Annotated in this window: 21 protein-coding genes; 5 read left to right on the plus strand and 16 right to left on the minus strand. The window is 65.6% G+C overall.

What is annotated here, in order from left to right:
- Positions 1-18 precede the first annotated feature (18 nt).
- The 6 genes from U7114_RS04360 to ychF form a co-directional block, all read right to left on the minus strand.
- Positions 19-1,725, minus strand: coding sequence for an ABC transporter ATP-binding protein (locus U7114_RS04360; protein WP_157241688.1), 1,707 nt, complete (start codon positions 1,723-1,725; stop codon positions 19-21).
- Between the two features lie 11 nt (positions 1,726-1,736).
- The gene (locus U7114_RS04365) at positions 1,737-2,681 is read right to left on the minus strand and encodes an ABC transporter permease (RefSeq protein ID WP_157241687.1); all 945 of its coding nucleotides are present in this window, start codon (positions 2,679-2,681) and stop codon (positions 1,737-1,739) included.
- Positions 2,671-3,600: an ABC transporter permease gene (locus U7114_RS04370; protein WP_321214001.1), complete on the minus strand. Its 930-nt coding sequence runs from the start codon at positions 3,598-3,600 to the stop codon at positions 2,671-2,673. The genes U7114_RS04365 and U7114_RS04370 overlap by 11 nt, the downstream gene beginning before the upstream one ends.
- 122 nt (positions 3,601-3,722) lie before the next feature.
- Positions 3,723-5,408 carry a peptide ABC transporter substrate-binding protein gene (locus tag U7114_RS04375; RefSeq protein WP_157241686.1) on the minus strand — a complete coding sequence of 562 codons (1,686 nt, stop codon included), beginning with the start codon at positions 5,406-5,408 and terminating at the stop codon, positions 3,723-3,725.
- 267 nt (positions 5,409-5,675) lie between these two features.
- On the minus strand, positions 5,676-7,448 hold the full coding sequence (locus tag U7114_RS04380; RefSeq protein WP_321214002.1) for an ABC transporter family substrate-binding protein: 1,773 nt from the start codon (positions 7,446-7,448) through the stop codon (positions 5,676-5,678).
- A gap of 84 nt (positions 7,449-7,532) precedes the next feature.
- The gene (ychF, locus tag U7114_RS04385; protein ID WP_323056626.1) at positions 7,533-8,618 is read right to left on the minus strand and encodes a redox-regulated ATPase YchF; all 1,086 of its coding nucleotides are present in this window, start codon (positions 8,616-8,618) and stop codon (positions 7,533-7,535) included.
- Between the two features lie 115 nt (positions 8,619-8,733).
- On the opposite strand from ychF, the gene U7114_RS04390 reads away from it, so the two are divergent.
- Entirely contained in the window at positions 8,734-9,975 is a 1,242-nt protein-coding gene (locus U7114_RS04390) for a DNA recombination protein RmuC (protein ID WP_157241684.1), read from the plus strand.
- 19 nt (positions 9,976-9,994) lie between these two features.
- On the opposite strand, the gene U7114_RS04395 is transcribed toward U7114_RS04390, so the two are convergent.
- Together U7114_RS04395 and U7114_RS04400 are read right to left on the minus strand one after the other, a co-directional pair.
- Complete coding sequence (locus U7114_RS04395; RefSeq protein ID WP_157241683.1) at positions 9,995-11,074, minus strand: 4-hydroxy-3-methylbut-2-enyl diphosphate reductase; 1,080 nt, start codon at positions 11,072-11,074, stop codon at positions 9,995-9,997.
- 9 nt (positions 11,075-11,083) lie between these two features.
- A complete protein-coding gene (locus tag U7114_RS04400; protein ID WP_321214005.1) occupies positions 11,084-11,932 on the minus strand; it encodes a hypothetical protein in 849 nt (282 codons plus the stop codon).
- A 194-nt stretch (positions 11,933-12,126) separates the two neighbouring features.
- Between U7114_RS04400 and xseA the strand changes: the two genes are divergently transcribed.
- Both xseA and U7114_RS04410 read left to right on the plus strand, forming a co-directional pair.
- Positions 12,127-13,467, plus strand: a complete 1,341-nt coding sequence (gene xseA / locus U7114_RS04405; RefSeq protein ID WP_157241682.1) for an exodeoxyribonuclease VII large subunit — start codon at positions 12,127-12,129, stop codon at positions 13,465-13,467.
- A complete protein-coding gene (locus tag U7114_RS04410) occupies positions 13,460-13,678 on the plus strand; it encodes an exodeoxyribonuclease VII small subunit (protein ID WP_321214006.1) in 219 nt (72 codons plus the stop codon). Before xseA ends, U7114_RS04410 begins: the two co-directional genes overlap by 8 nt.
- Positions 13,679-13,688: 10 nt before the next feature.
- On the opposite strand, the gene U7114_RS04415 is transcribed toward U7114_RS04410, so the two are convergent.
- The 6 genes from U7114_RS04415 to U7114_RS04440 form a co-directional block, all read right to left on the minus strand.
- Positions 13,689-14,543 carry a polyphosphate kinase 2 family protein gene (locus tag U7114_RS04415; RefSeq protein WP_157241680.1) on the minus strand — a complete coding sequence of 285 codons (855 nt, stop codon included), beginning with the start codon at positions 14,541-14,543 and terminating at the stop codon, positions 13,689-13,691.
- 51 nt (positions 14,544-14,594) lie between these two features.
- Positions 14,595-15,815, minus strand: a complete 1,221-nt coding sequence (locus U7114_RS04420; RefSeq protein ID WP_157241679.1) for a pyridoxal phosphate-dependent aminotransferase — start codon at positions 15,813-15,815, stop codon at positions 14,595-14,597.
- 167 nt (positions 15,816-15,982) lie between these two features.
- On the minus strand, positions 15,983-16,945 hold the full coding sequence (locus tag U7114_RS04425) for an ABC transporter substrate-binding protein (protein WP_157241678.1): 963 nt from the start codon (positions 16,943-16,945) through the stop codon (positions 15,983-15,985).
- Positions 16,942-17,688, minus strand: coding sequence for an ABC transporter permease (locus tag U7114_RS04430; protein WP_157241677.1), 747 nt, complete (start codon positions 17,686-17,688; stop codon positions 16,942-16,944). Before U7114_RS04430 ends, U7114_RS04425 begins: the two co-directional genes overlap by 4 nt.
- Complete coding sequence (locus tag U7114_RS04435; protein WP_157241676.1) at positions 17,685-18,416, minus strand: ABC transporter permease; 732 nt, start codon at positions 18,414-18,416, stop codon at positions 17,685-17,687. Before U7114_RS04435 ends, U7114_RS04430 begins: the two co-directional genes overlap by 4 nt.
- Positions 18,416-19,513 (minus strand): ABC transporter ATP-binding protein, encoded by a 1,098-nt coding sequence (locus U7114_RS04440; protein WP_157241675.1) that lies wholly within the window; start codon positions 19,511-19,513, stop codon positions 18,416-18,418. The genes U7114_RS04435 and U7114_RS04440 overlap by 1 nt, the downstream gene beginning before the upstream one ends.
- A gap of 249 nt (positions 19,514-19,762) precedes the next feature.
- On the opposite strand from U7114_RS04440, the gene U7114_RS04445 reads away from it, so the two are divergent.
- Entirely contained in the window at positions 19,763-20,785 is a 1,023-nt protein-coding gene (locus tag U7114_RS04445; protein ID WP_321214008.1) for a pirin family protein, read from the plus strand.
- A 5-nt stretch (positions 20,786-20,790) separates the two neighbouring features.
- Here U7114_RS04445 and U7114_RS04450 read toward each other — a convergent pair whose 3' ends face one another.
- Positions 20,791-21,720, minus strand: coding sequence for an N-acetylglucosamine kinase (locus U7114_RS04450; RefSeq protein WP_323056627.1), 930 nt, complete (start codon positions 21,718-21,720; stop codon positions 20,791-20,793).
- A 66-nt stretch (positions 21,721-21,786) separates the two neighbouring features.
- Complete coding sequence (locus U7114_RS04455) at positions 21,787-22,761, minus strand: LysR family transcriptional regulator (protein WP_323056628.1); 975 nt, start codon at positions 22,759-22,761, stop codon at positions 21,787-21,789.
- A 173-nt stretch (positions 22,762-22,934) separates the two neighbouring features.
- Here U7114_RS04455 and U7114_RS04460 point away from each other — a divergent pair, with 173 nt between their 5' ends.
- Positions 22,935-24,176 (plus strand): MFS transporter, encoded by a 1,242-nt coding sequence (locus U7114_RS04460; RefSeq protein WP_321214011.1) that lies wholly within the window; start codon positions 22,935-22,937, stop codon positions 24,174-24,176.
- Positions 24,177-24,298: the final 122 nt, after the last annotated feature.

The raw sequence follows: 24,298 nt of genomic DNA on the forward strand, positions 1-24,298 counted from the left end.
CGCGTTGGTGCCGCGTCGCTAGGCTACTTCCGGCGGCAACATCAGCTTGGCACCGGGAATGGCATTGAGCAGGGCCTTGGTGTACTCCTGCTGCGGCGATTCGAAGACGTCGTCCGTGGATCCGGTCTCCACCAGCCGCCCCTTTTCCATGACACAGACGTGGTCCGCGATCTGGCGCACCACCGCAAGGTCGTGCGTGATGAAGAGGTACGTCAGTCCGAGTTTGGATTGCAGGTCCGCCAGCAGGTTCAGCACCTGCGCCTGGACCAGGACGTCGAGGGCGGACACCGCTTCGTCACAGATGATCACTTCCGGATCCAGCGCCAGTGCACGGGCGATGGCCACGCGCTGCCGCTGGCCGCCGGACAGCTCGTTGGGGTAGCGCTGCATGGCCGACTGCGGAAGGGCCACCTGGTCCAGGAGTTCCCGGACCTTTTTCTCACGGCTGGCTTTGTCGCCGATCTTGTGGACGCGCAACGGTTCTTCAATAGTGCGGAAGATGTTGTACATGGGGTCCAGGGAACCGTATGGATCCTGGAAGATGGGCTGGACCCGGCGACGGAACTTGAAGAGTTCCGCCGGCTTCAGACCTGACGTGTCCACGCCATCGAACAGAATCCTGCCCTCGGTCGGCTTCTCCAGCTGGAGCACCATCTTGGCCACTGTGGACTTGCCGGAACCCGATTCCCCCACGATCGCCGTCGTGGTTCCGCGTTTGACGTCGAAGCTCACACCGTCAACGGCGGCGAAGTCCGAAGCTCTCCCGAAACCCTGCCGGAGCTTGTAGACCTTGCGCAGGTCCTGGATCTGCAAGACGTTGTCTGCCGTTGCCGCCTCTGCGGCCGGGGCCAGGAGATCGGCCGTTTCCACGCCCTGTTCCTTGGCAGCCTGGATCCGCCGGCTGGCGAGGGAAGGTGCAGATTCGACAAGCCTCTTGGTGTAAGGGTGCCGGGGGTTTCGCAGCAGTTCCAGGGAGGGCCCTGCTTCCACGACCTGTCCCTGGTACATCACCACGACCTTGTCCGCCCGTTCCGCAGCCAGGCCCAGGTCGTGCGTGATCAGCAGTACCGACGTGCCCAGTTCCGTGGTCATGGTGTCCAGATGGTCGAGGATCTGCCGCTGCACGGTCACATCCAGCGCCGAAGTCGGCTCGTCGGCAATGAGCAGCCGCGGCTGGCAGGAGAGGCCGATGGCAATGAGGGCGCGCTGCCGCATACCGCCGGAGAACTCATGCGGATACTGGTTGGCACGCCTGTGCGCATCCGGGAGGCCGGCTTCGGCAAGTACCTTGGCAATGTCCTCCGGCCCGCTCGGCCTGCCGTTGGCGCGCAGGGTCTCCTTGACCTGGTAGCCGATTTTCCAGACGGGGTTGAGGTTGGACATGGGATCCTGCGGCACCATGCCGATGGTGTTGCCGCGCAGTTCGATCATCCGCTGCTCGGTGGCGTGGGCAATGTCCTCACCGTCCAGCAGGATCTGGCCACCGGACACACGGCCGTTATTGGGCAGCAGCCCGATGGCCGCCAGCGCCGTCGTGGACTTGCCGGAACCCGACTCCCCCACGATGGCGACGGTCTCACCGGGCATGATGCTCAGGTGCGCATTCCGGACTGCCTGGATGTCCCCGCCGCCGGTCTTGAACGTAATGGCCAGGTCGCGGATTTCCAGCAGCGGCTGGACGCCGGTGGCGCCGGCCTCGTCGATGCGGATTTGTGGAGTGGTCATCTCGTTATCTCTCATCGCTGACGGCTCTTGGGATCGAGGGCGTCACGTACAGCATCGCCCAGCATGATGAAGCTCAGGACCGTGATGGACAGGGCCGCGGCCGGATACAGCATGATTTCCGGCCTGGTTCGAATGGACGCCTGGGCGCCGGCGATGTCATTGCCCCAGGACATGATGCTTTGCGGCAGGCCGATACCCAGGAAGGACAGCGTGGCTTCGGCCACGATGAACACGCCGAGTTCCAGCGTGGCAAGGACGATGATCGGCGCGAGGGCGTTCGGCAGTACGTGCCGCACAAGGGCCCCGAATTTGGAGACGCCCAGGGCCCGCGCCGCAGTGACGAAGTCAGCGTTGCGTACCTCAATGACGGCACCGCGCGTGATGCGTGCCATCTGCGGCCACGCCAGCAGCGAGATGACAAAGACCACCGTCCAGACGCCCCTGTTCTCGCGGAACATGGGAAGCTGGGTGATGACCAGCGCGCCAAGGATCAGCGGCAGGGCGAAGAAGATGTCACCCAGGCGTGCGAGCACGGCGTCGATCCAGCCGCCGTAGTAACCGGCCAGGGCACCGATGGTGACACCGATGACCAGGACGCACAGCACGGAGAGAAGGCCCACTGACAGCGAGGCCTGGGTCCCGTGGATGACGCGGGAGTACACGTCGCAGCCCTGGAAAGTGAAACCAAAGGGGTGGCCGGCCATGGGTCCGCCCTCGGAATTGGCCAGTTCGCAGCCCTCGTTGGGAGCCACGGAGGTAAAGAGTCCGGGGAACAGCGCTATCACGGTCAGCATCACGATCAGCAGCGCGGAAATGATGAACAGCGGACGACGGCGGAGCTTGCGCCAGGCGTCGGACCACAGGCTGAGCGGGGCCTGGTCAGTCTTTACGGCATCCGTTGCCAGCAACGGGGTTTCGTCGATGGGCGCCACAAAGTGGCTGTTATTACTGGTCATAGCGGATCCTCGGGTCAAGCCAGGCGTAAAGGAGATCGACAAGCAGGTTGGCCACTACGAAGACCAGCACCAGCACGCTGACGATGGAAACGATGGTGGGACCCTCGCTGCGGAGGACCGCCTGGTAGAGCTTGTTGCCGACGCCGGGCACGTTGAAGATACCCTCCGTCACGATCGCGCCACCCATGAGGCCGCCGAGGTTGGCACCGAGGTAGGTCACCACGGGAATCAGGGAGTTGCGCAGGATATGGGCCAGGACCACGCGGGGCCGCGACAGGCCCTTGGCAGTGGCAGTGCGCACGTAGTCGGCATTCATGTTTTCGCTGACCGAGGCGCGGGTGAGGCGGAGGACATAAGCGAAGGACACCAGGCCCAGGACAATGGCGGGCAGCAGCAGGCTCCCCCAGTCGGCGTTGGCGCCGACGGTGGGTTTCGCCCATCCGAGCTTGACGCCGAAGACGAGCTGGAAGACGAAGCCCAGGACGAATGTGGGCACGGCGATGACCACGAGCGACGCCACCAGGACGGTGGAGTCGAACCAGCCGCCGCGGCGCAGGCCTGCGAAAACACCGAATGCCACGCCGAAGATCGCCTGGATGGCCAAGGCCTCAACGGCCAGCATCGCGGTGACCGGGAAGACGCGGGCCAGGCTTGCCGCAATGGGCTGGCCGGTGAAGTCGTTGCCAAGGTTGAACGTAAAGAGGTTCTTGAGGAACAGGCCGTACTGGACCCAGAACGGCTCATCAAGGTGGTACTGGCTGCGCAGCGTGTCGATGACGGCCTGCGGAGGCTGACGGTCCCCGAAAAGCGCAGCGATAGGGTCACCCGGGAGGGCGAACACCATGTAATAGACCAAAAGGGTGGTGCCGATGAAGACGGGGATCACTTGAAGGAGTCGGCGCAGAATAAAGCGGACCACCGGATCACCAGCCTTCCGGTTGGGAAGAAAACAGGTTCATTGGTGCCTTCCTGCCGTGCAAGCCAATGGGGGCCCGGCGGTAGCCGGACCCCCATGTGCTTACCGACAAGTTAGTTCTGGGACTACTTTGCGGTGATGCCGTAGTAAAGGATGCTGCCGTTCCAGCCGGTTTCAGCCTTGGCGACGTTGTTGCTCCACACGATCGGCCGTGCCTGGTCCCAGAGCGGCAGGCCGGGAAGGTCCTCGAAGAGGATCTCCTGTGCCGCGTTGAACTTGGCGTTGGCCTCATCCGTGGTCTTGGCTGCCAGGCCCTCCTTGAGCAGCTTGTCGAACTCGGGGTTCGAGTACTTCTCGTAGTTGGAGGATGCGCCCGTGGCCCAGACCGGCCCCAGGAAGTTGTAGAGCGACGGGTAGTCGCCCTGCCAGCCGGCGCGGCTCAGGCCCGGGAGGGACTGGGACTTGCGCAGGTTCAGGACCTCAGCAAACTTGGCGAAGGGCTGGATTTCAGCCTGGATTCCCAGGTTGTTCTTGAAGCCGTTAGCTACGGCGTCGATCCATTCCTTGTTGCCGCCATCGGTGTTGGATGCGATCTGCAGCGGCTTGGAATTGTCGTACGGCTGGATCTTGTCAGCCTGTGCCCAGAGGTCCTTGGCCTTTGCGGCGTCGAACTTCAGGACTTCGCTGCCCTTGAGGCCTTCCTTGAATCCGTCAATGACCGGCGGGGCGAATGCCTTGGCCGGGGTGCGGGTGCCGTTGAAGACAACCTTGGCGATCTCCTCGCGGTTGATGGCGTAGGAGAGTGCCTGGCGGCGGAGCTTGCCGGCTTCACCCTGGAAGTTCGGGTTGTAACCCGGGATGTTCAGGGTGGAGTTGGTGGCAACGGGCTTGGTGGCATTGCGGTCCGGGAAGTCCGAAACGTACGTCTTAAGCGCATTCGACGGGAGGACGTCGGTTACGTCCAGGTTGTCCGACTGCAGGTCGGTGTACGCGGGGCCCGGATCCGTGTAGAACTTGAACGTCACGCCACCGTTCTTCGACTCGCGGGGACCGCTGTAGTCCGGGTTCTTCACGAGGGAGATGGACTGGTCGTGAACCCAGGCGCCTTCTTTCTCCATCTTGTACGGGCCGTTGCCTACCGGGTTCTCGCCGAATGCCTTCGGGTCTGCCAGCGCAGCGGAGGGAAGCGGGAAGAAGGCGGAGTAGCCGAGTCGCAAGGACCAGTCAGCTTCGGGCTGGGCCAGCTTGACGGTAAGGGTGGAGTCGTCCTTGGCTTCGAGGCCGGACATGGTTTCCGCGGTGGGTGCGGGAGTGGTGGTGGTCTTGCCGTCCGCAGACTTCTCTTTGGTAACCGCCGAGACTTCCTCATAGCCGGCGATGGATTCAAAGAAGAACCCGTTGTTCTGCAGGTTCTTCGAGTTCGCCGCGAAGTTCCAGGAATCCACGAACGTCTTGGCCGTGATCTCTTCACCGTTCGTGAACTTCTGGCCCTGCTTGATCTTGATGGTCCAGTTCTGGGCATCAGGCGACTCGATGGATTCTGCCAGCGCGTTCACCGGCTTGCCATCAGCGTCGTAGGTCCGCAGGCCTTCGAACAGAAGCTCGACGACGCGGCCGCCGTAGACTTCGTTCGTGTTCGCCGGCAGCAACGGATTTTGTGGTTCGTTGCTGTAGGCAGTGATGACCTTGTTCGGGTCGCCGGCGGCGTTGCTGGCTCCGTCAGTGCTGCCGCCTCCAGCGCCGCAGCCGGTCAGGGCAAGCGCGGCTATTGCCACTATGCCCAGTGCTTTGGAAGTGCGCGTAAAACGCATTCCGCCTCCTATGAGTTGTGGGAGATAACGAGGGGGAATCTTGTGCTCCCCCGCAGGCGAGACCCAGCTGTCCGCTGTGACGCAGCCTACATATACGAGTAGCCTAACTGCACGAAGTCCAGATACTGGTACTCCGTTGCCAAACCGTGACCGGCCAGCCCTGAACGCTTAGTCGGTCAACAGAAGTTGTGCACGTCACATGCTACTCGCCGGTAGCCGCGGCGGCGAATCGGGACAACCGGGAGCTGCCTCTCCCGCGCTCCGGCGTCATGACGGGTTGGCCAGCCGCCAATCCCACACGTTCCACCAGATGCCCAACGGACCTGAACTGGTCTTGACGCCGGCAACCCGGGCGTTGAAGGCAGTGGTACCAATCGTCTGGTACAGCGGGAGACCATAGGCGCTCTCCCAGATCTGCCTGTCGATCTCCGCCAGGAGTTCATCCTGCTTGCCCAGATCGGTTGTTCCGGCAAGCTGCTCCATCGCCTTGTCCGCGTCGCCGTCGGAGAAACCGTTGAAGTTGCTGCCCGCGCCGGTGCGGAAGATTTGGGGGACACGGCTGACGCCTGCACCCGTGCCGATCCATCCGAGCAGCGCGGCATCGTAGCCCCCGCCCCCGAGTGACCGTGCCCAGTCCGCACTTGCCTGCCCGCCGTCAACCACCTGGAACCCTGCCCGCGCTGCCGAGTCGCGGATCAGGGCAAACGCTTTGGCGCGGTTGGGGTTGTCGCGGTTGTACAGGATCCGGACGGTGGGGGTTTCGCCCTCCAGGAGCGCCTTCGCCCCTTCGATGTCGACTTCGGCGTAATCGGCCGAGCCGTTGTTCTTCACGGTGTCGTTGTACTTGGGCTGGGCAGGCAGGAAAACGTGGGAATCCAAGGGCTTCGCGTCCGGCAGCAGGTCCCCCACCACGGCGTCGACGATGGCCTGCCGGGGAACCGCTTTGAGAAACGCGCGGCGGACGTTGTCGTCCAGGAAAGGCCCGGAGAAGTTGAGGTCCAGGTGGTCGTAGCCGGACTGGTTGTACCGTTCAATGGTGATGCCCTGGCCAGCCAGTCCTGCAAGGAGCTCCTCGGTGTCGGCGGAAGGCTGCGGGGAAATGATGTCGGCCTGGCTGTTCCGGAGCGCATCGACTGCCGTAGGAACGGAGCCGGTGAAGCGCACGTTGATTTCATCCAGCCATGGTTCCTGCCCCCAGACGTAGTCACGGTTCCGGACGAGTTTCATGGAGACTTCCGGGATGATCTCACGCACGATGTACGGGCCGCTGGAAAGGAACACGGCAGGATCCCCGGGAAGGCCCTTGGAGTCGAATCCGGAGTTCCAGAAGTCGCTGACCTGCTTCAGCGGTGCGTTCAGGGCCGGCTTTTCCTCGTCCCCGCGGGGTGAGTTCCTGATCAGGTCGATCAGGTCTTCTTCGTCGTTGAGGCCACCTTTGGCTGCAACGACGTGCGCCGGCAGTCCGACGTCGAACGCCACTTCCCAGTCGGCGAAGGGCACGGTGTACTCCAGGGTGATGGACCGGCCGTCCGCCCCGATTTCGGGGAGCACGGTGCCGGCGAGGCCGCTGGTGTCGGAGGCAGTGGAAAAGTATTTGGTGCCCGTCCCCGCCAGGGGGTCGGCATCGTCAAAATACCCCGAACCCGCGGCCCAGCTGAGAAGGAGGTCGCCGGCGTCGATCGCTTCGCCGTCGGACCACGTGACGCCCTCGTTGACGGTATACCGCACCTTGAGCGGCTGGTCCGAAACCTTCTCGAAGCGCCCGAACTTTTCGTTCCGCACCACCTTGGCGGCATCATCGAGGTAGTAGAAGCCCGAATGGGTGATGTGGCCGATTTTGGAGTTGATATCGGTGTTCCCGTCCGCACTGTACGGGTTGAAGGACGAGAAGGCGTTGACCTCAGCGACGGTGACGCTGCCGCCGCGTTTGGCCTCCCCCACCACCACGGGTGCGCTGCCTTGACTGCCGGAGCAGCCCGACAGGACCATGGCAGCCGCGACCGCCGCGGTGATGTACTGCATCAGACGCCTGACCGGCATGCCGCCTCCTTGTTTGCTTCTGCGGGAGGGGCTCCTGGAATCGCCAGGATCACGCCCTTTATTCAGGATAAGGCGTCCGCCGGATCAGACGTTGAAGCGGAACTCCACAACGTCGCCGTCGGCCATGACGTATTCCTTGCCCTCAATCCTGACCTTACCGCGGGCCTTGGCCTCAGCCATGGATCCGGCCTCGATGAGGTCGTTGAAGGACACCACCTCGGCCTTGATGAATCCGCGCTGGAAGTCGGAGTGGATTACCCCTGCTGCCTGCGGTGCAGTATCCCCCTGACGGATGGTCCAGGCACGGGTTTCCTTGGGGCCTGCCGTGAGGTAGGTCTGCAATCCCAGGGTGTGGAACCCGACGCGCGCCAACTGGTCCAGGCCGGATTCGTCCTGGCCGTTCATCTCCAGCATTTCGCGGGCCTCTTCCTCATCGAGCTCCACGAGGTCGGCTTCGAGCTTGGCGTCAAGGAAAACGGCGTCGGCCGGGGCAACCATGGCCCGCAGTTCTTCCTGCTTTTCCGGGCTGCCCAGGATGGCTTCGTCGGCGTTGAAGACGTAAATGAACGGCTTGGCCGTCAGGAGGCCGAGCTCCTTGAGGTGTTCCATTTCCAGCGTGTCGCTCTCAATCGAAGAGAAAATGGTGTCGCCGCGCTCCAGGACCACCTGGGCTGCCTTGATGGCGGCAAGCTCGGCAGCCTCCCGCTTCTTGATCTTGACTTCCTTTTCGATCCGCGGAATGGCGTTCTCGATGGTCTGCAGATCGGCGAGGATCAGTTCGGTGTTGATGGTTTCCATGTCGGAACGGGGGTCCACCTTGCCGTCCACGTGGATGACATCCGGGTCATCGAACACGCGCACCACCTGGGCGATAGCTTCGGCCTCGCGGATGTTGGCCAGGAACTTGTTACCGAGGCCCTCACCCTCGGACGCGCCCTTGACGATGCCGGCAATGTCCACGAAGGACACCGGCGCGGGCAGCAGGCGCTGCGAGCCGAAGATATCGGCCAGCTTCTGAAGGCGGGGGTCGGGCAGGTTCACGACGCCGACGTTGGGTTCGATGGTGGCGAACGGGTAGTTCGCGGCCAGGACCTGGTTGCGGGTGAGTGCGTTGAAGAGAGTTGATTTGCCGACGTTGGGCAGTCCGACGATGCCAATAGTAAGAGCCACGAGTATTGATTCTACCCGCAGGGCGTCCACGCACAGTAACGGCCGGGGAGCCCTGTGCACGCCAGGGGAAATGTCGCTTCGGCAAAATGTCACAGCCCCGTGCGACAGTGAGGGCATGGATGCTTTCGCCTTAATTCTTGCTTTGTTTATGCTGCTGCTGGGCGCCTTCGCGGGTGCGGCGGCTGCGTTCTTTGTGCTTCGGAGAAGCGCCAAGGGCCTGGAGGAGGATTTCGACGCCGTATCGTCCCGGCTTTCAGAGGTCAGTGCGCAGTTCGCCGCGGCCGACGCCGAGCGGCGCCTTTTGGCGGCACAGAACAGGGAGTTGGGTGAAGCCAGGTCCCAGGACGGCAGCGTGCTGCGGGCGCTTGCCCCGGTGGCGGAGAAACTGACGGCCGTTCAGCAGCAGGTTGCGCTGCTTGAGCGTGACCGGGTGGAACAGTACGGCCAGCTTGCCCAGCAGCTTCAGGAAGCCCGGCTCTCGGATGAACAGCTGATCCGTTCCACCCATGCGCTGGAGTCCGCACTCCGGTCCAACAGCGCGCGGGGGCAGTGGGGCGAAGTCCAGCTGCGGCGCGTGGTGGAAGTGTCCGGGATGCTCCGGCACGTGGACTTCGTGGAACAGGTCCACAGTCCCGGGGGCGATTCCAGCGTGCGGCCGGACCTGGTGGTGCAGCTGCCCGGTGAAAAGCAGCTGGTGGTCGACGCCAAGGTTCCGCTGTCCTCCTACCTGGAAGCCCAGGAACTGGGCCCGGACGTCCGCACCGCGGGTGGTTCCAGCGCCTTCCCCGCCGGTCCGGCCCCAAGCAACGGCCACCGCAGCCAGCAGGCGCTGCTGCAGGCCCATGCCAAAGCGCTGCGGGCACACGTGGATTCCCTGGGCAATAAGAAGTACTGGGACATTCCCGGCAACTCCCCGGAACTGGTGATCTGCTTCATCCCGGCTGAGTCAATTCTCGCCGCGGCCCTCATGGCCGATGCCGGCCTCCTTGACCACGCACTCTCGAAGAACGTTGTCCTGGCCTCGCCCAGCACGCTCCTGGCCGTCTTGAAGTCGGTGGCATTCACGTGGCGTCAGGATGTCCTGACAGACAGTGCGCGGGAGCTGTTCGAACTGGCGCGGCAGCTGTACGACCGGATGGGAACCCTGGGCGAGAACGTCACCAAACTCGGGTCGTCGCTGAAGTCATCCGTGGACCGCTACAACGCCATGGTGGGGACGCTGGAAGCGCGTGTCCTTCCTACCGCCCGGAAACTGAACTCACTGGAAGAGTCCGGACTTGCCGCGCCGCCGGTGGTGGAAGCCACCCCGCGCGCCCTTGCTGCACCGGAACTCCAAAGCGATGACGAAGCCGCGTAAGCAGCGGGCTTCCCGGTGATCAGCTGCGCGCCCGGCGCCCGCCGAGCGCGCGGCTGACGTCGCCGGCCTGCTTGAGGGTGGCACGGAGTTCCTTGGGCAGCGAGAAGAGCAGGTCTTCCTCCGCCGTGACGACTTCCTCCACGGTTCCGTAGCCGTAGTCGGCCAGCAGGCGCAGCACCTCCTGCACCAGCACTTCCGGGACGGACGCTCCAGACGTCACGCCGACGGTGGCAACCCCTTCAAACCAGGTTTCGTCGACCTCGTTGGCGAAATCGACCCGGTACGACGCCTTCGCCCCGTACTCGAGGGCCACCTCCACCAGACGGACGGAGTTTGAGGAGTTGGCCGAGCCCACCACGATGACCAGGTCTGCCTGCGGCGAGATCTTCTTGATGGCCACCTGCCGGTTGGTGGTGGCATAGCAGATGTCGTCGCTGGGCGGATCCTGCAGGGTGGGAAACCGCTGCTTGAGCAACCGGACCGTCTCCATGGTTTCGTCAACGCTCAGGGTGGTCTGCGAGAGCCAGATGACCTTTTCCGGGTCCCGGACCGTCACCTTGTCCACCTCGTGGGGACCATTGATGATCTGGATGTGTTCCGGTGCTTCGCCGGCCGTGCCTTCCACTTCCTCATGGCCGTCATGGCCGATCAGCAGGATGTCGAAATCGTCCTTGGCAAACCGGACGGCCTCCTTATGCACCTTGGTAACGAGGGGGCAGGTGGCGTCGATCGTGCGCAGGCCGCGGTCCTCGGCAGACTGGACCACGGCCGGGGAGACGCCGTGGGCGGAGAAAATGACCAGGGCACCCTCGGGCACTTCGTCTGTCTCGTCGACGAAGATGGCTCCCTGTTCCTCCAAAGAGCTGACCACGTGCACGTTGTGGACGATCTGCTTCCGCACATAGACCGGCGGACCGTAGTGCTCCAGGGCCTTCTCCACGGCGATGACGGCGCGGTCAACGCCGGCGCAGTAACCGCGGGGAGCAGCGAGCAGCACCTTCTTGGTTCCCGGCACCGGGGCTGCGGCAGCTACTTCCTCAGGTGACCGGCGCCGACGCGGGATGGTGGGCATCGAAAGGGAAACAGCTGAGGGGGTCATTCCTCCATGCTACCGGTTTGCCCGCTGCGGCTTCCGCGAGGTGAACCCGGCCACGACGCCCAGCACCAGCAGCACGCCGCCGGTGACCGCCGCTGCCAGGGTCCAGGCCTGGAAATCCGCCGCGGAGGCGGCCACAAATTCGTCCCGGAACATGTTGGCAACTTCATTTCCGCTGTCCGCGGACACGACGGCGGCGGACGCCGCCTGTGAGCCCGCCGCCCAGGCAGCCGCCAGGAGCAGCGCGCCGGCGCCCGCCCCGGCCAGCACTGTCCAGCGGCGGCGTGCAGCCACCAGGGCAAGGAGCAGCGCTACGGCGGATCCACCAGCCAGCAGGTAGCCCGCAGGCGCATAGGTGGTGAGCCGTTCAGTCCACTCCTTGTACATAGGCTGGCCCACGTTGATCAGGGTTTGTTCAGGTGGGTCCAGGGGCAGCCTGGTAGTGCGCGAAATCTCCTCCGCGCCCAGCGCCACCAAGGGGGCGACGTCCAAAGTGAGGGACGAAGCCGAGGCCGCCCCGCCGTCGTCCGTTGCCGGGGCGAAGCTGAGCCGGTGGCTCCTGCGCAGCGTTTCCTCCCACGCGGCTGGATAGCCCGGCAGGCCTGTCAGTGACGAAGCCGCGTCTTCCAGCACCGGCTGGACGAGGTCGGAGAGGAAACCGGGAACGGCGCTGGTGTCGATGGTGCCCACCGCCGCTACAGCCAGCTCCTGCTGGAACGCTGAATTTGTTGCGAGCGGGGCCGCCAACTCCACGAAGCCCTGTTCCTGGACGATGTTGCGGTCCAGCCAGATGGCCGGAACTGCCACGGCTGCCAGCAGGACTGCCAGCACGGTGGCGGCAGCAGAAACAAAAGTTCGCACGGCGGTTCCTTCGTCGTTGGTGGGGTTATCCCATCCTAGGCAGGCTTGGCGGCGGTTCTTTGTCAGCCCCGGGTGGTACAGCTTATGGATAAGGTTGAATGACCGCCGACCTCAGCCCACAGCCCGACACCAGGCAGCCAAACACCGGACGAAGGACCCCATGCCCGCAGCTCCAGCCCCGCGAGGGCGTTCGCATGTCTGAACAGGCGTCACTCCCGGGCACCGGCCAGCAATCCACCGCGCCCACCACGCTGCCCGCCACGGCCGCCGAAACCACCCCTGACAATCCGTGGCCGCTCCAGTTGCTGTCGCAGAAGCTCAAGGCGCACATCGACCGCACGCCGTCAGCTTGGGTTGAGGGCCAGGTCATCGAGCTGAACCGCCGGGGCACCAATGCCTACCTCACGTTGCGGGACGTGGACGCCGAAGTTTCCCTGCCCGCCTCCGTTTGGACCAAGGTACTGGAACGCCAGGACCTGCCGCTGGAGCGCGGATCCCGTGTGGTTGCCCTGCTGAAGCCGGAGTTCTGGATCAAGACCGGACGGCTGAACATGCTGGTCCGTGACATCAGGCCGGTGGGCCTGGGCGATCTCCTTGCCCGGATTGAACGGCTGCGCCAGGCGCTCTCCGCCGAGGGCCTTTTCGCTGACTCCCGCAAGAAACCCCTTCCCCTGCTGCCGCACCGCATCGGGCTCATCACGGGGCGCGATTCGGATGCCAAAAAGGACATCCTGCGCAACGCCGCCCTGCGCTGGCCCGCGGTTGAGTTTGAAATCAGGGAGGTGGCCGTGCAGGGGAACACCGCCGTCGCCCAGGTGGTCCGTGCCCTGCGCGACCTGGACGCCCTGCCGGAGGTGGACGTCATTGTGATCGCCCGCGGCGGCGGCGCCCTGGAGGACCTCCTGCCGTTCAACAGTGAAGAACTGATCCGCGCCGTCGCAGCAGCCGTTACCCCGGTGGTGAGTGCCATCGGCCACGAGGCGGACAGGCCACTGCTCGACGACGTCGCAGACCTGCGTGCATCTACCCCCACGGATGCCGCCAAGCGGATTGTCCCGGAAGTTTCCGAGGAACTTGCGGGCGTCCGCCAGGCCCGGGAGCAGCTGCGCCGGTGCATCGAGCGGCTGGTGGACCGGGAATCGGACCGGCTGGCGTCCCTGCATTCACGGCCCGTGCTGGCTGCGCCGGAAGGACTGGTAACCGTCCGTTCAGAAGAAATCGAGCGGCTGCTGAGGAGGTCATCGGCCGCAGTCAGTTCCACCGTGGTCCGCGCGGCTGACCAACTGGACCACCTGAAGGCGCAGGTGCGGGCGCTGTCGCCGCAGAAAACCCTGGACCGGGGGTACGCCGTCGTCGAACTCGCCGCGAAGCGCGCTGCGCAGTCAGGCGCCGCGGGCCACGCTGTGGTCCGCCGCCCGGCTGAGGCTCCCGCCGGCGCCCCGCTGTCCATCCGCGTGGCGGAGGGCCGCTTCGGCGCAACCTCCACCGGAACACCTGAAGAGACCACTACCGAAACCGGAGAACTACATGACTGAGCAGACGGCAGGGGCCGGAATCGCGGCCCTGAGCTACGAAGAGGCCCGCGAGCAGCTCATCGCGGTGGTGGGGAAGCTCGAGGCCGGCGGGGCCAGCCTTGAGGAATCCCTGGCGCTCTGGGAACGGGGCGAAGCCCTGGCCGCCCGGTGCGAGGAATGGCTGGAAGGTGCCCGGAAGCGGCTGGCAGCCGCCCGCGACCAGCCGCTCTGACAGCAAGGGCTCAGGAGCGCGCGGCCAGTTCCCGTTCCATCGCTACATCAAACTCCGCTTTGGGCCACTCAAGGTTAAGGTCAGTGAGCGCGCCCAAGAGCAGCTGCTGGACGGCAATCCTGGCAAACCATTTCTTGTTCGCCGGGACAACATGCCAGGGAGCTGCAGCGGTGCTGGTCTCCTCGATTGCCGCCTGGTAGGCGCTCATGTAGTCGTCCCAGAAGGCGCGCTCCTCCAGGTCTCCCCGGCTGTACTTCCAGTGTTTGGCCGGGTTGTCCAGGCGGGCCAGCAGCCGCTGCTTCTGCTCCTCGCCGCTGATGTGCAGCATGACTTTGACCACCTTCGTCCCGGAGTCGGTCAGCCGCGTCTCGAACTCGTTGATGGCCACGTACCGCCGCTTGATTTCCGCGGGAGTCGCCCAGGCACGCACCCGGTGGATCAGAACGTCCTCGTAGTGTGAGCGGTCAAAAACACCCACCATCCCGGCGGCCGGCACCTCCTTTTCGATGCGCCACAGGAAGTCGTAGGACTTTTCCTCCTCCGTGGGCGCCTTGAAGGCTTTGAACTGGACGCCCTGGGGGTTCATGGCGGCCATGACGTGGTTGACGATCCCGCCCTTGCCGGCGGTGTCCATGGCCTGGAGGATCAGCAGGATCCGCTTCCGTCCGCCGAACCGCGACTCGGCGAACAGCTTTTCCTGCAGTTCCGTCAGTCCGTTGTCCATTTCGGCGAGCAGGGCCTGGCCGTCCTCCTTGGTGCCGCTGTAGCCGGGGGTGGCGTCAGGATCGACTTTGCTCAACAGGAACCCCTTCCCCGCCCGCAGGGTTTCAGAGGGGTGCTGGTCGAAGCCAACGGCGTCGGGCATGGGAATCCTTTCAGCGAAGTTCCACGGGTCCGGGGTGCCCGTGGACACAGGCTAGTTCCCCTGGTACCTGCTTAGGAAGTCCCCCATCCGGCCCACGGCTTCCTCGATGTCCTTGACGTTGGGCAAGGTCACCATGCGGAAGTGGTCCGGGCGCACCCAGTTGAACGCCCGGCCGTGGGAGACCAGGATTTTTTGCTCCCTGAGGAGGTCCAGGACGAACTTCTCGTCGTCACGGATGTGGTACACCTCGGGGTCGAGCTTCGGGAAGAGGTACAGGGCGCCCCGGGCCTGCTGGGTACTCACGCCCGGAATGGCGTTGAGCATGTCGTACGCCTTGTTGCGCTGCTCCAGCAGCCGCCCGCCCGGCAGGATCAGGTCGTTGATGCTCTGGTAGCCGCCCAGTGCTGTCTGGATCGCATGCTGGGCAGGCACGTTGGCGCAGAGGCGCATGTTGGCCAGGAGGCTAATGCCTTCCAGGTAGTCGGCTGCATCCTTCTTCGGCCCCGAAATGGCCATCCAGCCTGCCCGGTACCCGCACACCCGGTAGGCCTTGGACAGGCCGCTGAAGGTGAGGCACAGGACGTCGTCGCCGGTAAGCCCCGCAAGGTTTACGTGGACGGCGTCCTCGTAGAGGATCTTCTCGTAGATTTCGTCGGCAAAGAGGACCAGGCCGTGCTTCTCGGCGAGGGCCACGATCTTCTTCAGCGTCTCTTCCGGGTAGACGGCTCCGGTGGGGTTGTTCGGGTTGATCACCACAATGCCCTTGGTGCGGGGCGTGATCTTGGCTTCCATGTCCTCCAGGTCGGGCTGCCACCCGGACTCCTCGTCGCAGAGGTAGTGGACTGGCTTGCCGCTGGCCAGCGCCACCGAGGCCGTCCAGAGGGGGTAGTCCGGCGTGGGGATCAGGACCTCGTCGCCATCGTCAAGGAGGGCCATCAGGGACATAGTGATGAGCTCGCTGACGCCGTTGCCCAGATAGATGTCGTCCACATGGATGTTCTGGATGCCGCGGGTCTGGTAGTACTGCGACACTGCGGTCCGGGCGGAAAAGATGCCGCGGGAGTCACTGTAGCCCTGGGCATGCGGCAGGTGGCGGATCATGTCCACCAGGATGGCGTCCGGCGCTTCAAATCCGAACGGCGCCGGGTTTCCGATGTTCAGCTTGAGGATCCGGTGACCCTCCGCTTCCATCTGCTGGGCGGCCTGGAGGATCGGTCCACGGATGTCGTAAAGCACGTTGTTGAGTTTCGTGGACTGCCTGAATTCTGCCATCCCTCAAATATGCCACAGGAAGGATGGGCGGCAGCTGAGACGTCAGCCACACGGTGCGGCGGGTTCCGGCAGGCAGGACGGACGACGGCGGCTGCCGGACCTCCGAAGGTCCGGCAGCCGCCGTCGTACTGCTGAGCCATCGCACCGATGGCGGCGCGATGCAGTTGCTACTTCACGATGCCCTTTTCCTTCAGCCACGCCTGCGCGGCTTCCTTGGCACCCTGCTTCTGGCTGCCGCTGACGGCCCTGTTCAGGTTGATCAGGTCCTCGGTGGTCAGCACGCGGGACACCGAGTTGAGGGCTTCCTTCGCCTTGTCCGTCATCTTCGCCTCGTTGTACAGCGGAACCACCTGCTGGGCAATGAAGTTGTTCTTGGGGTCCTCGAGCACCACAAGATCGTTGTCCGCGATGGACGGGGTAGTGGTGTAGATGTCCGCCACCTGCACCTGGTCCTCCAGGAGTGCCTTCAGGGTCACGGGACCGCCGCCGTCACTGAACGGCTCCAGCTTCTTGGGCTCGCAGTTGTAGTTCTTCTTCAGGCCCGGCAGGCCGTAGGCGCGCTCAGCGAAGGTGGCCGGAGCTCCAACCACGATCTCGCTGCAGACCTTGGCCAGATCCTCAATGGACTTCAGCTGGTACTTTTCGGCGGTTGCCTTGGTGACCACCATGGCGTCCTTGTCTTCTGCCTTGGCCGGTTCCAGGATGGCCAGCCCGCCGGGCAGCTTGTCCGGCAGCGCCTTGGCGATGTCTTCCGCTGACACCTCGGAGGCTTCCTTGTCCACGTGCAGCAGCAGGTTGCCGGTGTAATCCGGAATGACGTCCACGGAACCGTCCTGGACTGCCTTGAAGTACACCTCGCGGGAGCCGATGTTGGGCTTGGTGGTGGCCGTGACGCCGGCCGCGTTCAGCGCCCCGGCGTACAGTTCGCCGATGATCTGGCTTTCGGTGAAGTCGGCTGAGCCAATCACCAGGGATGTTGCTCCCCCGGAGGCCGCTCCGCTGCTGGCCGGCGCCTTGCTCAGTGGATCCGAGGATCCGCCGCAGGCAGACAGCGCCATGGCCAGGCCGAGTCCTGCGGCGAGGCCGCCGAATGCCCGCCTGCCGGGATGGTATGGACGGCTTTCTTTCATGATTTACCTCCTGGTACCACAGCCTCCGTGAGGACGGGGTCTGTGAGATCGGCCGTAGCCTGCTGGCTGCGGCGGGACTGCCCCGAGGCGCCTGTTGCCAGGAACAGCCTCTGGAAAAGGGAGAGGACAAGGTCGACGGCGATCGCCAGCGCCGCGATGAGCAGGGAACCGCCGAGCATCTGGGGGAAGTCGCTGAGGACCAGTCCGTCGAAAAGGTACCGGCCCAGGCCGCCCAGGTTGATGTACGCCACCACGGAAACCGTGGCGATCACCTGCAGCACGCCGGTGCGGAAGCCGCCGAACATTACGGTGAGCGCGTTGGGCAGCTCCGCCCGGAAGAGGACCTGCAGTTCGGTCATGCCCATGGCACGCGCGGCGTCCACCACGTTGCGGTCCACGCTGGAGATGCCGGCATAGGTGCCCGCGAGCAGGGGCGGGACAGTGAGGATGACCAGCGCCCAGATGGGGGGCATCAGCCCGATCCCGGCAAGCAGCACAAAGAGCGTCAGCAGGCCCAGTGTGGGCAGCGCACGCAGCGCGCCGGCGAGCGCAACCACCGCAACCCGTCCCCTGCCGGTGTGGCCTACATACATGCCTACGGGGACGGCGATGGCGGCCGCGATCAGCATCACCAGGCCGGTGTACTGGAGGTGTTCGCCCAGCCGGGCGGGGATCCCGGCGCTTCCTGTCCAGTGCAGGGGGTCGGCCAGCCAGGCGAAGGTATCGGCGAAAACGTTGCTCATGCGTTTCCGCCTCCCGTCTTGGGCCGGGCCAGCCCGAGGGCCGGGTCAAGTGCCTCGCCAACGGTCCCCGCTTCCGGCTGCCGGTCCGGCCGCTTCCCCGCCCGCTCCCATGGAGTGAGGATGCGTTCCAGCAGGACCAGGACCGCATCCATCAGCAGCGCAAGGATGAGGATGGCGATGATGCCCACCACGATTTCGGTCACGAAGCCCCGCTGCAGTCCTGATGTGAACAGCATCCCCAGGTTTCCGATGCCCAGCAGGGCTGCCACGCTGACAAGGGAGATGTTGCTGACCGACACCACCCGGAGCCCTGCGAACAGGACCGGCAGGGACAGCGGAAGGTCCACGCGGAGGAACCGGGCCAACGGCTTGAACCCCATGGCGACGGCGGCCTGGCTCACGTCCTGGCTGACCGAATCGAAGGCGTCCAGGGCGGCCCGGACCAGCAGGGCAACGGCATAGATGGTCAGGGCCACCACCACGTTGACCGGATCCAGGATCCTGGTGCCCAGGACGGTGGGCAGGATGATGAACAGCGCCAGCGAAGGAATGGTGTACAGGAGCGAGGAGGCTGTGAGCAGCACCGAGCGGAGCGCCCGGTTCTGCCGCGCCAGCTGCGCGAGGGGGATGGAGATGACCAGCCCCAGGACCATGGGGACGAGGGCCAGCACCAGATGCTGGCCGGCGCGCTCCAGGACCATGCCGCTGTTGGCGAGGAACCACTCCATCAGAGTGCAGCCTGCCGGAGCTGGCGTGCCTCTTCAATGAGGGCCAGCACTTCTCCGCCGCGGATCACGCCCATCACCTTGCCCTCTCCATCCACTGCCACGCCCAGGCCCGACGGCGAGGAAAGCGCGGCATCAAGCGCGCGGCGCAGGCTTTCCCCCGGGCGGAACAGGGAACCGCCGGGGATGAGGCCTTCGTCAGTGCCGGGAGTGGACCAGCCGAGCGGGCGCATCTCCTCGTCCACCACCAGCTGCCAGCCGTCGGCGGCGCCCGGATCCGTGTTGACGCTGCGGCCGCGGACGAGCGTTGGCACCGGATGGATGGTGACGCCGTCGGACGGGGTGAAGCCCAGGTGCCGGAAGCCACGGTCCCGTCCCACGAATGAGGCCACGAAGTCATTTGCCGGCGCGCGGAGGATTTCCTCAGGGGTGGCGTATTGGGCGAGCTTCCCGCCCACCGCGAAGACCGCCACTTTGTCCCCCAGGACGGTGGCCTCGTCGATGTCGTGGGTGACGAACACGATGGTCTTGGCCAGGTCCTTCTGGAGCCGCAGCAGTTCCTGCTGGAGTTCATCGCGGACCACCGGGTCCACGGCGCTGAAAGGTTCGTCCATAAGCAGGACGGGAGGATCGGCGGCGAGCGCACGCGCTACCCCCACGCGCTGCTGCTGGCCGCCGGAGAGCTGCGACGGGTAGCGCCTGCCGAGCGGGCGGGCCAGGCCCACAACGTCCAGGAGTTCCTCGGCGCGCCGCCGGGCTTCGGACTTGGACACGCCGTTCAGCCGGGGAACGGTGGCGATGTTGTCCAGCACCGAGCGGTGCGGCAACAGCCCTGCTGACTGCATCACGTAGCCCATCGAGCGGCGCAGTTCAGCTGCCGGGACGGCGGTCACGTCCCTGCCGCCCACCGTGATGGTCCCGGAAGTGGGCTCCACCATCCTGTTGATCATGCGCAGCGTGGTCGTCTTGCCGCAGCCGGACGGACCAACCAGAACGGTGATGGAGCCTTTGCTGATGGACATGGAGAGGTTGTCCACGGCCGGCTGTCCGCCCTGGTACTGCTTGGTAACGCTCTCAAACTCGATCATCGCCTGGTCCATGGTGCGGACTTACCTGTTCTCTGGGACGGGCTCCTGGAAGCACCGCGACATTGTCATCAGGACGCTGATAGTTACGGTAACCCAATCCGGGGCCGGCAACACCCTGCAGCATCCCGAATCCGGGCAAAGGAATCCCTACTGTAACCATTCGGAGCCGGGAGCGGCCCGGATGGGAGCCCATTTTCCGGCCGGAACAACTGGAGACCTGGAACCGTGCCCGACGTGCTTCGTCCGGCCTAGAGTGGATTCGTGACCAACTTGGAAATAGCACCCCAGCAGGAAGTGTGCCCGCCGGCAGGCGCGGACGGTACATCCGGGCCTTGCCTGCAGCTGTGGCCGCAACGCGAAGTGCCGCTCGGCGGCGTCCGGGCCATGAACGTCCAGCGGACGCTGCCGCAGCGCGGCCTCCCCACCATCGGGGCGTGGTGTTTCCTGGACAGCTTCGGCCCTGACCGGACGGCGATGTCCGTGCTCCCGCATCCCCATATCGGCCTCCAGACCGTGACCTGGCCCCTCGCCGGCCATATCCGGCACCGCGACAGCGTGGGCAGCGACGTGGTGGTCCGGCCTGGCGAGCTGAACATCATGACGGCCGGCCACGGCGTCTCCCACTCGGAGTTCGCCGTGCTGCCGCCTGCCGGGGAGGCCCTGCCGGTTCAGCGTGGCCTGCAGCTCTGGGTGGCCCTGCCTGAGGGTGAACGGCACCGGCAGCCGGCCTTCGAGCAGCACCGAGAACTTCCCCGGGCCGGCGGCCAGGGGTTCACGGCCACCGTCATGGTGGGCGAACTCGCCGGCGTCACCTCGCCGGCAACGATGTACTCACCGATCGTGGGCGCGGACGTTTCGTGCAGCGGAGCGGCGGTGTTGCCGCTCAACGCCGGCTTCGAGCACGGAATCCTGGTGCTCGACGGCGGCCTGGCGGTGGACGGCCAGGAGGTTCCGCCCGGCCCGCTGGGCTACCTGGGCACCGGGCGTACGGAACTCCAGGTGCAGGCGCTCCCGGGGACGCGCTTCCTCCTCATTGGAGGCGAGCCGTTCCAGGAGGAACTGCTGATGTGGTGGAACTTCGTTGGCCGTACCCACGACGAAGTGGAGCAGGCACGGAGTGACTGGGAAGCCCAGGCCGGACTGCCCGAAACGGAGGAGGCAGCAGCCCGGTACGGCGTGGTTCACGGCCACGGTCCTGACGCTGGACCGGAGGCGGGCCGCATTCCTGCTCCGCCGCTGCCGGGCGTGCGGCTCACGCCCCGGAAACGGCTCCGGGGCGACTGATCCACTCAGGTCTGCTCGGCCACCAACTGCAGCACACCGAACACCGGTTCCTGGTCCAGCACCCGGATGTCGGTCACGCCCGCGTCCTTGAGGCGGCGGCGGAAGGAGTGCTGCAGCGGGGCAACATTCATGCCCAGTCCGCCGCCCAGGATCACCGGCCCGGTGATGCCAAGCAGGCCCAGCACCTGCAGGGCCAGCGCTGAAAGGTCTTCACCTGCCTGGTCCAGCAGGGCCTGGCTCTCCGGGTGGCCGCCGGCCGCCGCCTCCACTACCAGCCGGGCCTGCTGCGCCCAGAAGCGCCGGCCGGTTTTCGGTGAATGGAACAGCGCAATCAGCCGGTTGGGATCGTCCACCCCGCAGGACTGCAAAAGAGACGCAGTCAGGACGTCCACCGGCAGGCCCTGGTTCATCCGCCGGAGGCTGTGCCGCACCGCTTCGCGGCCCAGCCAGTATCCGCTGCCTTCATCGCCCAGAAGGTAGCCCCAGCCGCCAGCCCGCGCTTCGCCGCCGTCCGCATTCCTGCCCCAGGCTGCAGAGCCGGTGCCCGCAATCACCGCAACACCGGTGCTCGCGTAGCCTGCCGCGAGCAGCAGGCGCGAATCGTGGACCACGGTGACCCGGGCGCCGGGGACATGCGGCTGGATCAGGGACGCCAGGGCGGCGGCGTCGTCGTCGGTATCAATGCCGCCGGAACCGGCGTACACCTGCGACACCTGGCCCCCGCCGATGCGTGCAAACAGGTCGGCAAGGTTGGCGGCCGCCTCGTCGCGGCTGACGTTCTGCACATTGGAACTGCCGGCCGACTCATCCGCAACCGGAGCCCCGTCCTCAAAACGGACACCGTGGGTCTTCGTCCCGCCGATATCCAGCCCGATGATGGCGCCGCGGAGTGGACTGGGGGCCGGGAGTGCGGAGGAGTTTTCAGCGTTGGTCACGTCACAAGGGTAATGGTGCCGGAGCGGCGGGACACCCCGGCCGCCTCACTTTCGGGCGCTCGCGCTTCAGCGGGACCGCTGCCTGACCAGCCCGGCCAGGAGCCTGGGCCCTTCGGTCACCACCATGTCCCGGAACAACCGGACCGGCACGGGTTCGGACCCGGGCTTGCGCCGCCGCCAGGACAGGCCCACTTCGCGGAAAGCCAGGCCGGACTCCAGCGGGACCTCAACCCAGCCGAGGTTCCCGGTTTCGGGGCTGACCGTCCGTCCGGGGGCATCCCCGCCTGGCGGCAGGATGCTGACTCCGAGGCCCGCCGAGACCAGGCCGCGGACCGTGTGAGAATCCTGGCTTTCGAAGGCGATGCGGGGCCGGTAACCGGCCTCGCGGAACATGGCATCGGTGAGCGACCGCATCCCGTATCCGGGCCCGAGCGCCACAAAAGGCTCTCCCCTGATGTCGGCAAGCCGGGCTGCCGGCCGCGTGGCAAGGGGATGGCTGTGGTGCACAACCAGGCGGAGCGGCTCCCGGTACAGCGGCGCCGAGGACACGTTCCGGCCCGGCGGCGCCACCGGTGCGGTCAGGGCGAGATCGGACTCGCCCGACGCCAGTTCGTCAAGGCACGCGTTGCGGGCGCCCTGGCTCAGGGTGAAAACTGCGCCCGGGTGCCTGCTCCGGAAAGCACTGATCAGGAGCGGCAACGTCGCCTCACCGAAAGTGTGCTGGAACGACAGGGAGACCCTCCCCCGGGCCACGTCCGACTCGTCCCGCACAACGTCCAACCCTGCCTGGAACGCCGTCAGCGCCTGCTCAATGTAGGGCAGCAGGGTCCGTGCCGCGGGCGTCAGCCGGACTCCCCTGCCGTCCCTGACCAGGAGTTCGGTACCGACGACGGCGCTCGCCCGGGCCAGCGCCCGGCTCACCGTGGACTGGGGCACTCCAAGGAGTTCCGCGGTTTCCGTGACGTGCTCGGTCCGCCCCAGCTCGGCCAGCAGGGGCAGCAGCGGAAGCAACTGCACCAGCTGTTTCTGGTCCGGTTCCACGGGCCGGCCTCCTTCCTGCTCCGCGCGAGCCCAAGTAGGTAGCGCTAAGTGTCGTTTTCGGCGTTCAAAACGACACTTAGCGCTACCCAGTTGGGAAAGCATGCAAATCGGCTATCAGTTTTACACGAAGCATGCATTGGAGGCATCTATTGGGTGAAAGCTAGGCTGGCCGGATGGCACACATCGTCCGTTCCGCCGGCAGCAGCCCTTCCCCTCGTTGGGAAGGTCATGCCAAGGGGTCGACGGCGTACGCCAGGATCCTCGCGGGCCTTTCCTTTGCGGGTGTTGCCACCTTCGCGCAGCTCTATTCCACCCAGGCCGTCCTGCCGATCCTGGCCTCGGACCTGCAGGTGACGGCGGCCGAGGCGGCCCTGACCATCTCCCTGGCCACCGTGGGCCTTGCGGTGACGGTGATCCCGTGGTCCTTCCTGGCGGACCGCATAGGGCGGGTCCGGGCGATGACGTGGGGTATCTCATTGGCCACCGTCCTGGGGCTGCTGGTTCCCTTGTCCACCAGCTTTGGCATGCTGCTCACCCTCCGCCTTATAGAAGGCATGGCACTGGGCGGCATCCCGGCCATTGCCATCGCCTACCTCAACGAGGAGGTCACCAAAGCGCACACGGCCCTGGCGGCGGGAAGCTATGTTGCCGGCACCACGCTGGGCGGGCTTGCCGGCAGGCTGGTGGCCGGGCCGGCCGGTGAACTGTGGGGCTGGCGGGCCGCCGCACTGGCTGTTTCATTCCTTGCCACGCTGGCCGCGGTCGCCTTCCTGGTCCTGGTGCCGCGGGCCCGGGGCTTCGTCTCCGCCCCTGCATCCGGGCTGCGCGGCGCCATCCGGACCTTGGGCGGCCACCTGCGGAATGTCCGCTTGCTGGTCCTCTACGGCCAGGCCTTCCTGATGATGGGCGGGTTCGTGGCGGTCTACAACTACCTGGGGTTCCGGCTTTCGGGCGAACCGTTCGGCCTGCCGGCAACGTTGATCAGCCTGATCTTCCTGGCCTACCTGTCCGGGACCGTCACCTCACGCTGGTCCGCAGGGCTGACCCTGCGCTTCGGGCGTCGCAATGTCCTGCTCGCCGGCCTGGCACTTTCGACGGCGGGCCTTGCCCTGACGCTGACGCAGGCCCTCCCCCTGATACTCGCCGGCCTTGTGCTGTTTACCGGCGGCTTCTTCGCCGCCCACAGCATCGGGGCAGGCTGGACCGGCGCCCTCGCCAGCACCGGCCGGGCGCAGGCCGCCTCGCTGTACAACCTCGCCTACTACCTGGGGTCCAGCATCATCGGCTGGGCGGGCGGACTGGCCTTCCAGTCCCTCGGCTGGAACGCGCTCGCCGCGGCAGTCATGGTCCTGGCCTGCCTCACCGCGGCTGCTGTCGCCGTCGTCCATCCCCGGGCAGAAGGACCCCGCGCGTAACAGGCAGCGCCACGAATTATCTGCCCCTGCCAATCACGCGGCGGCGCAAAAATTCGGCTGCGCGGCCCGTACAAGCGCGAAAGCGCATATTCGCAGGTCTAGGATGAACAGAGGACCATTGA

Origin of the sequence: Pseudarthrobacter sp. C1 (genome assembly GCF_034720455.1) — a bacterium.
Classification (GTDB): Bacteria; Actinomycetota; Actinomycetes; order Actinomycetales; family Micrococcaceae; genus Arthrobacter.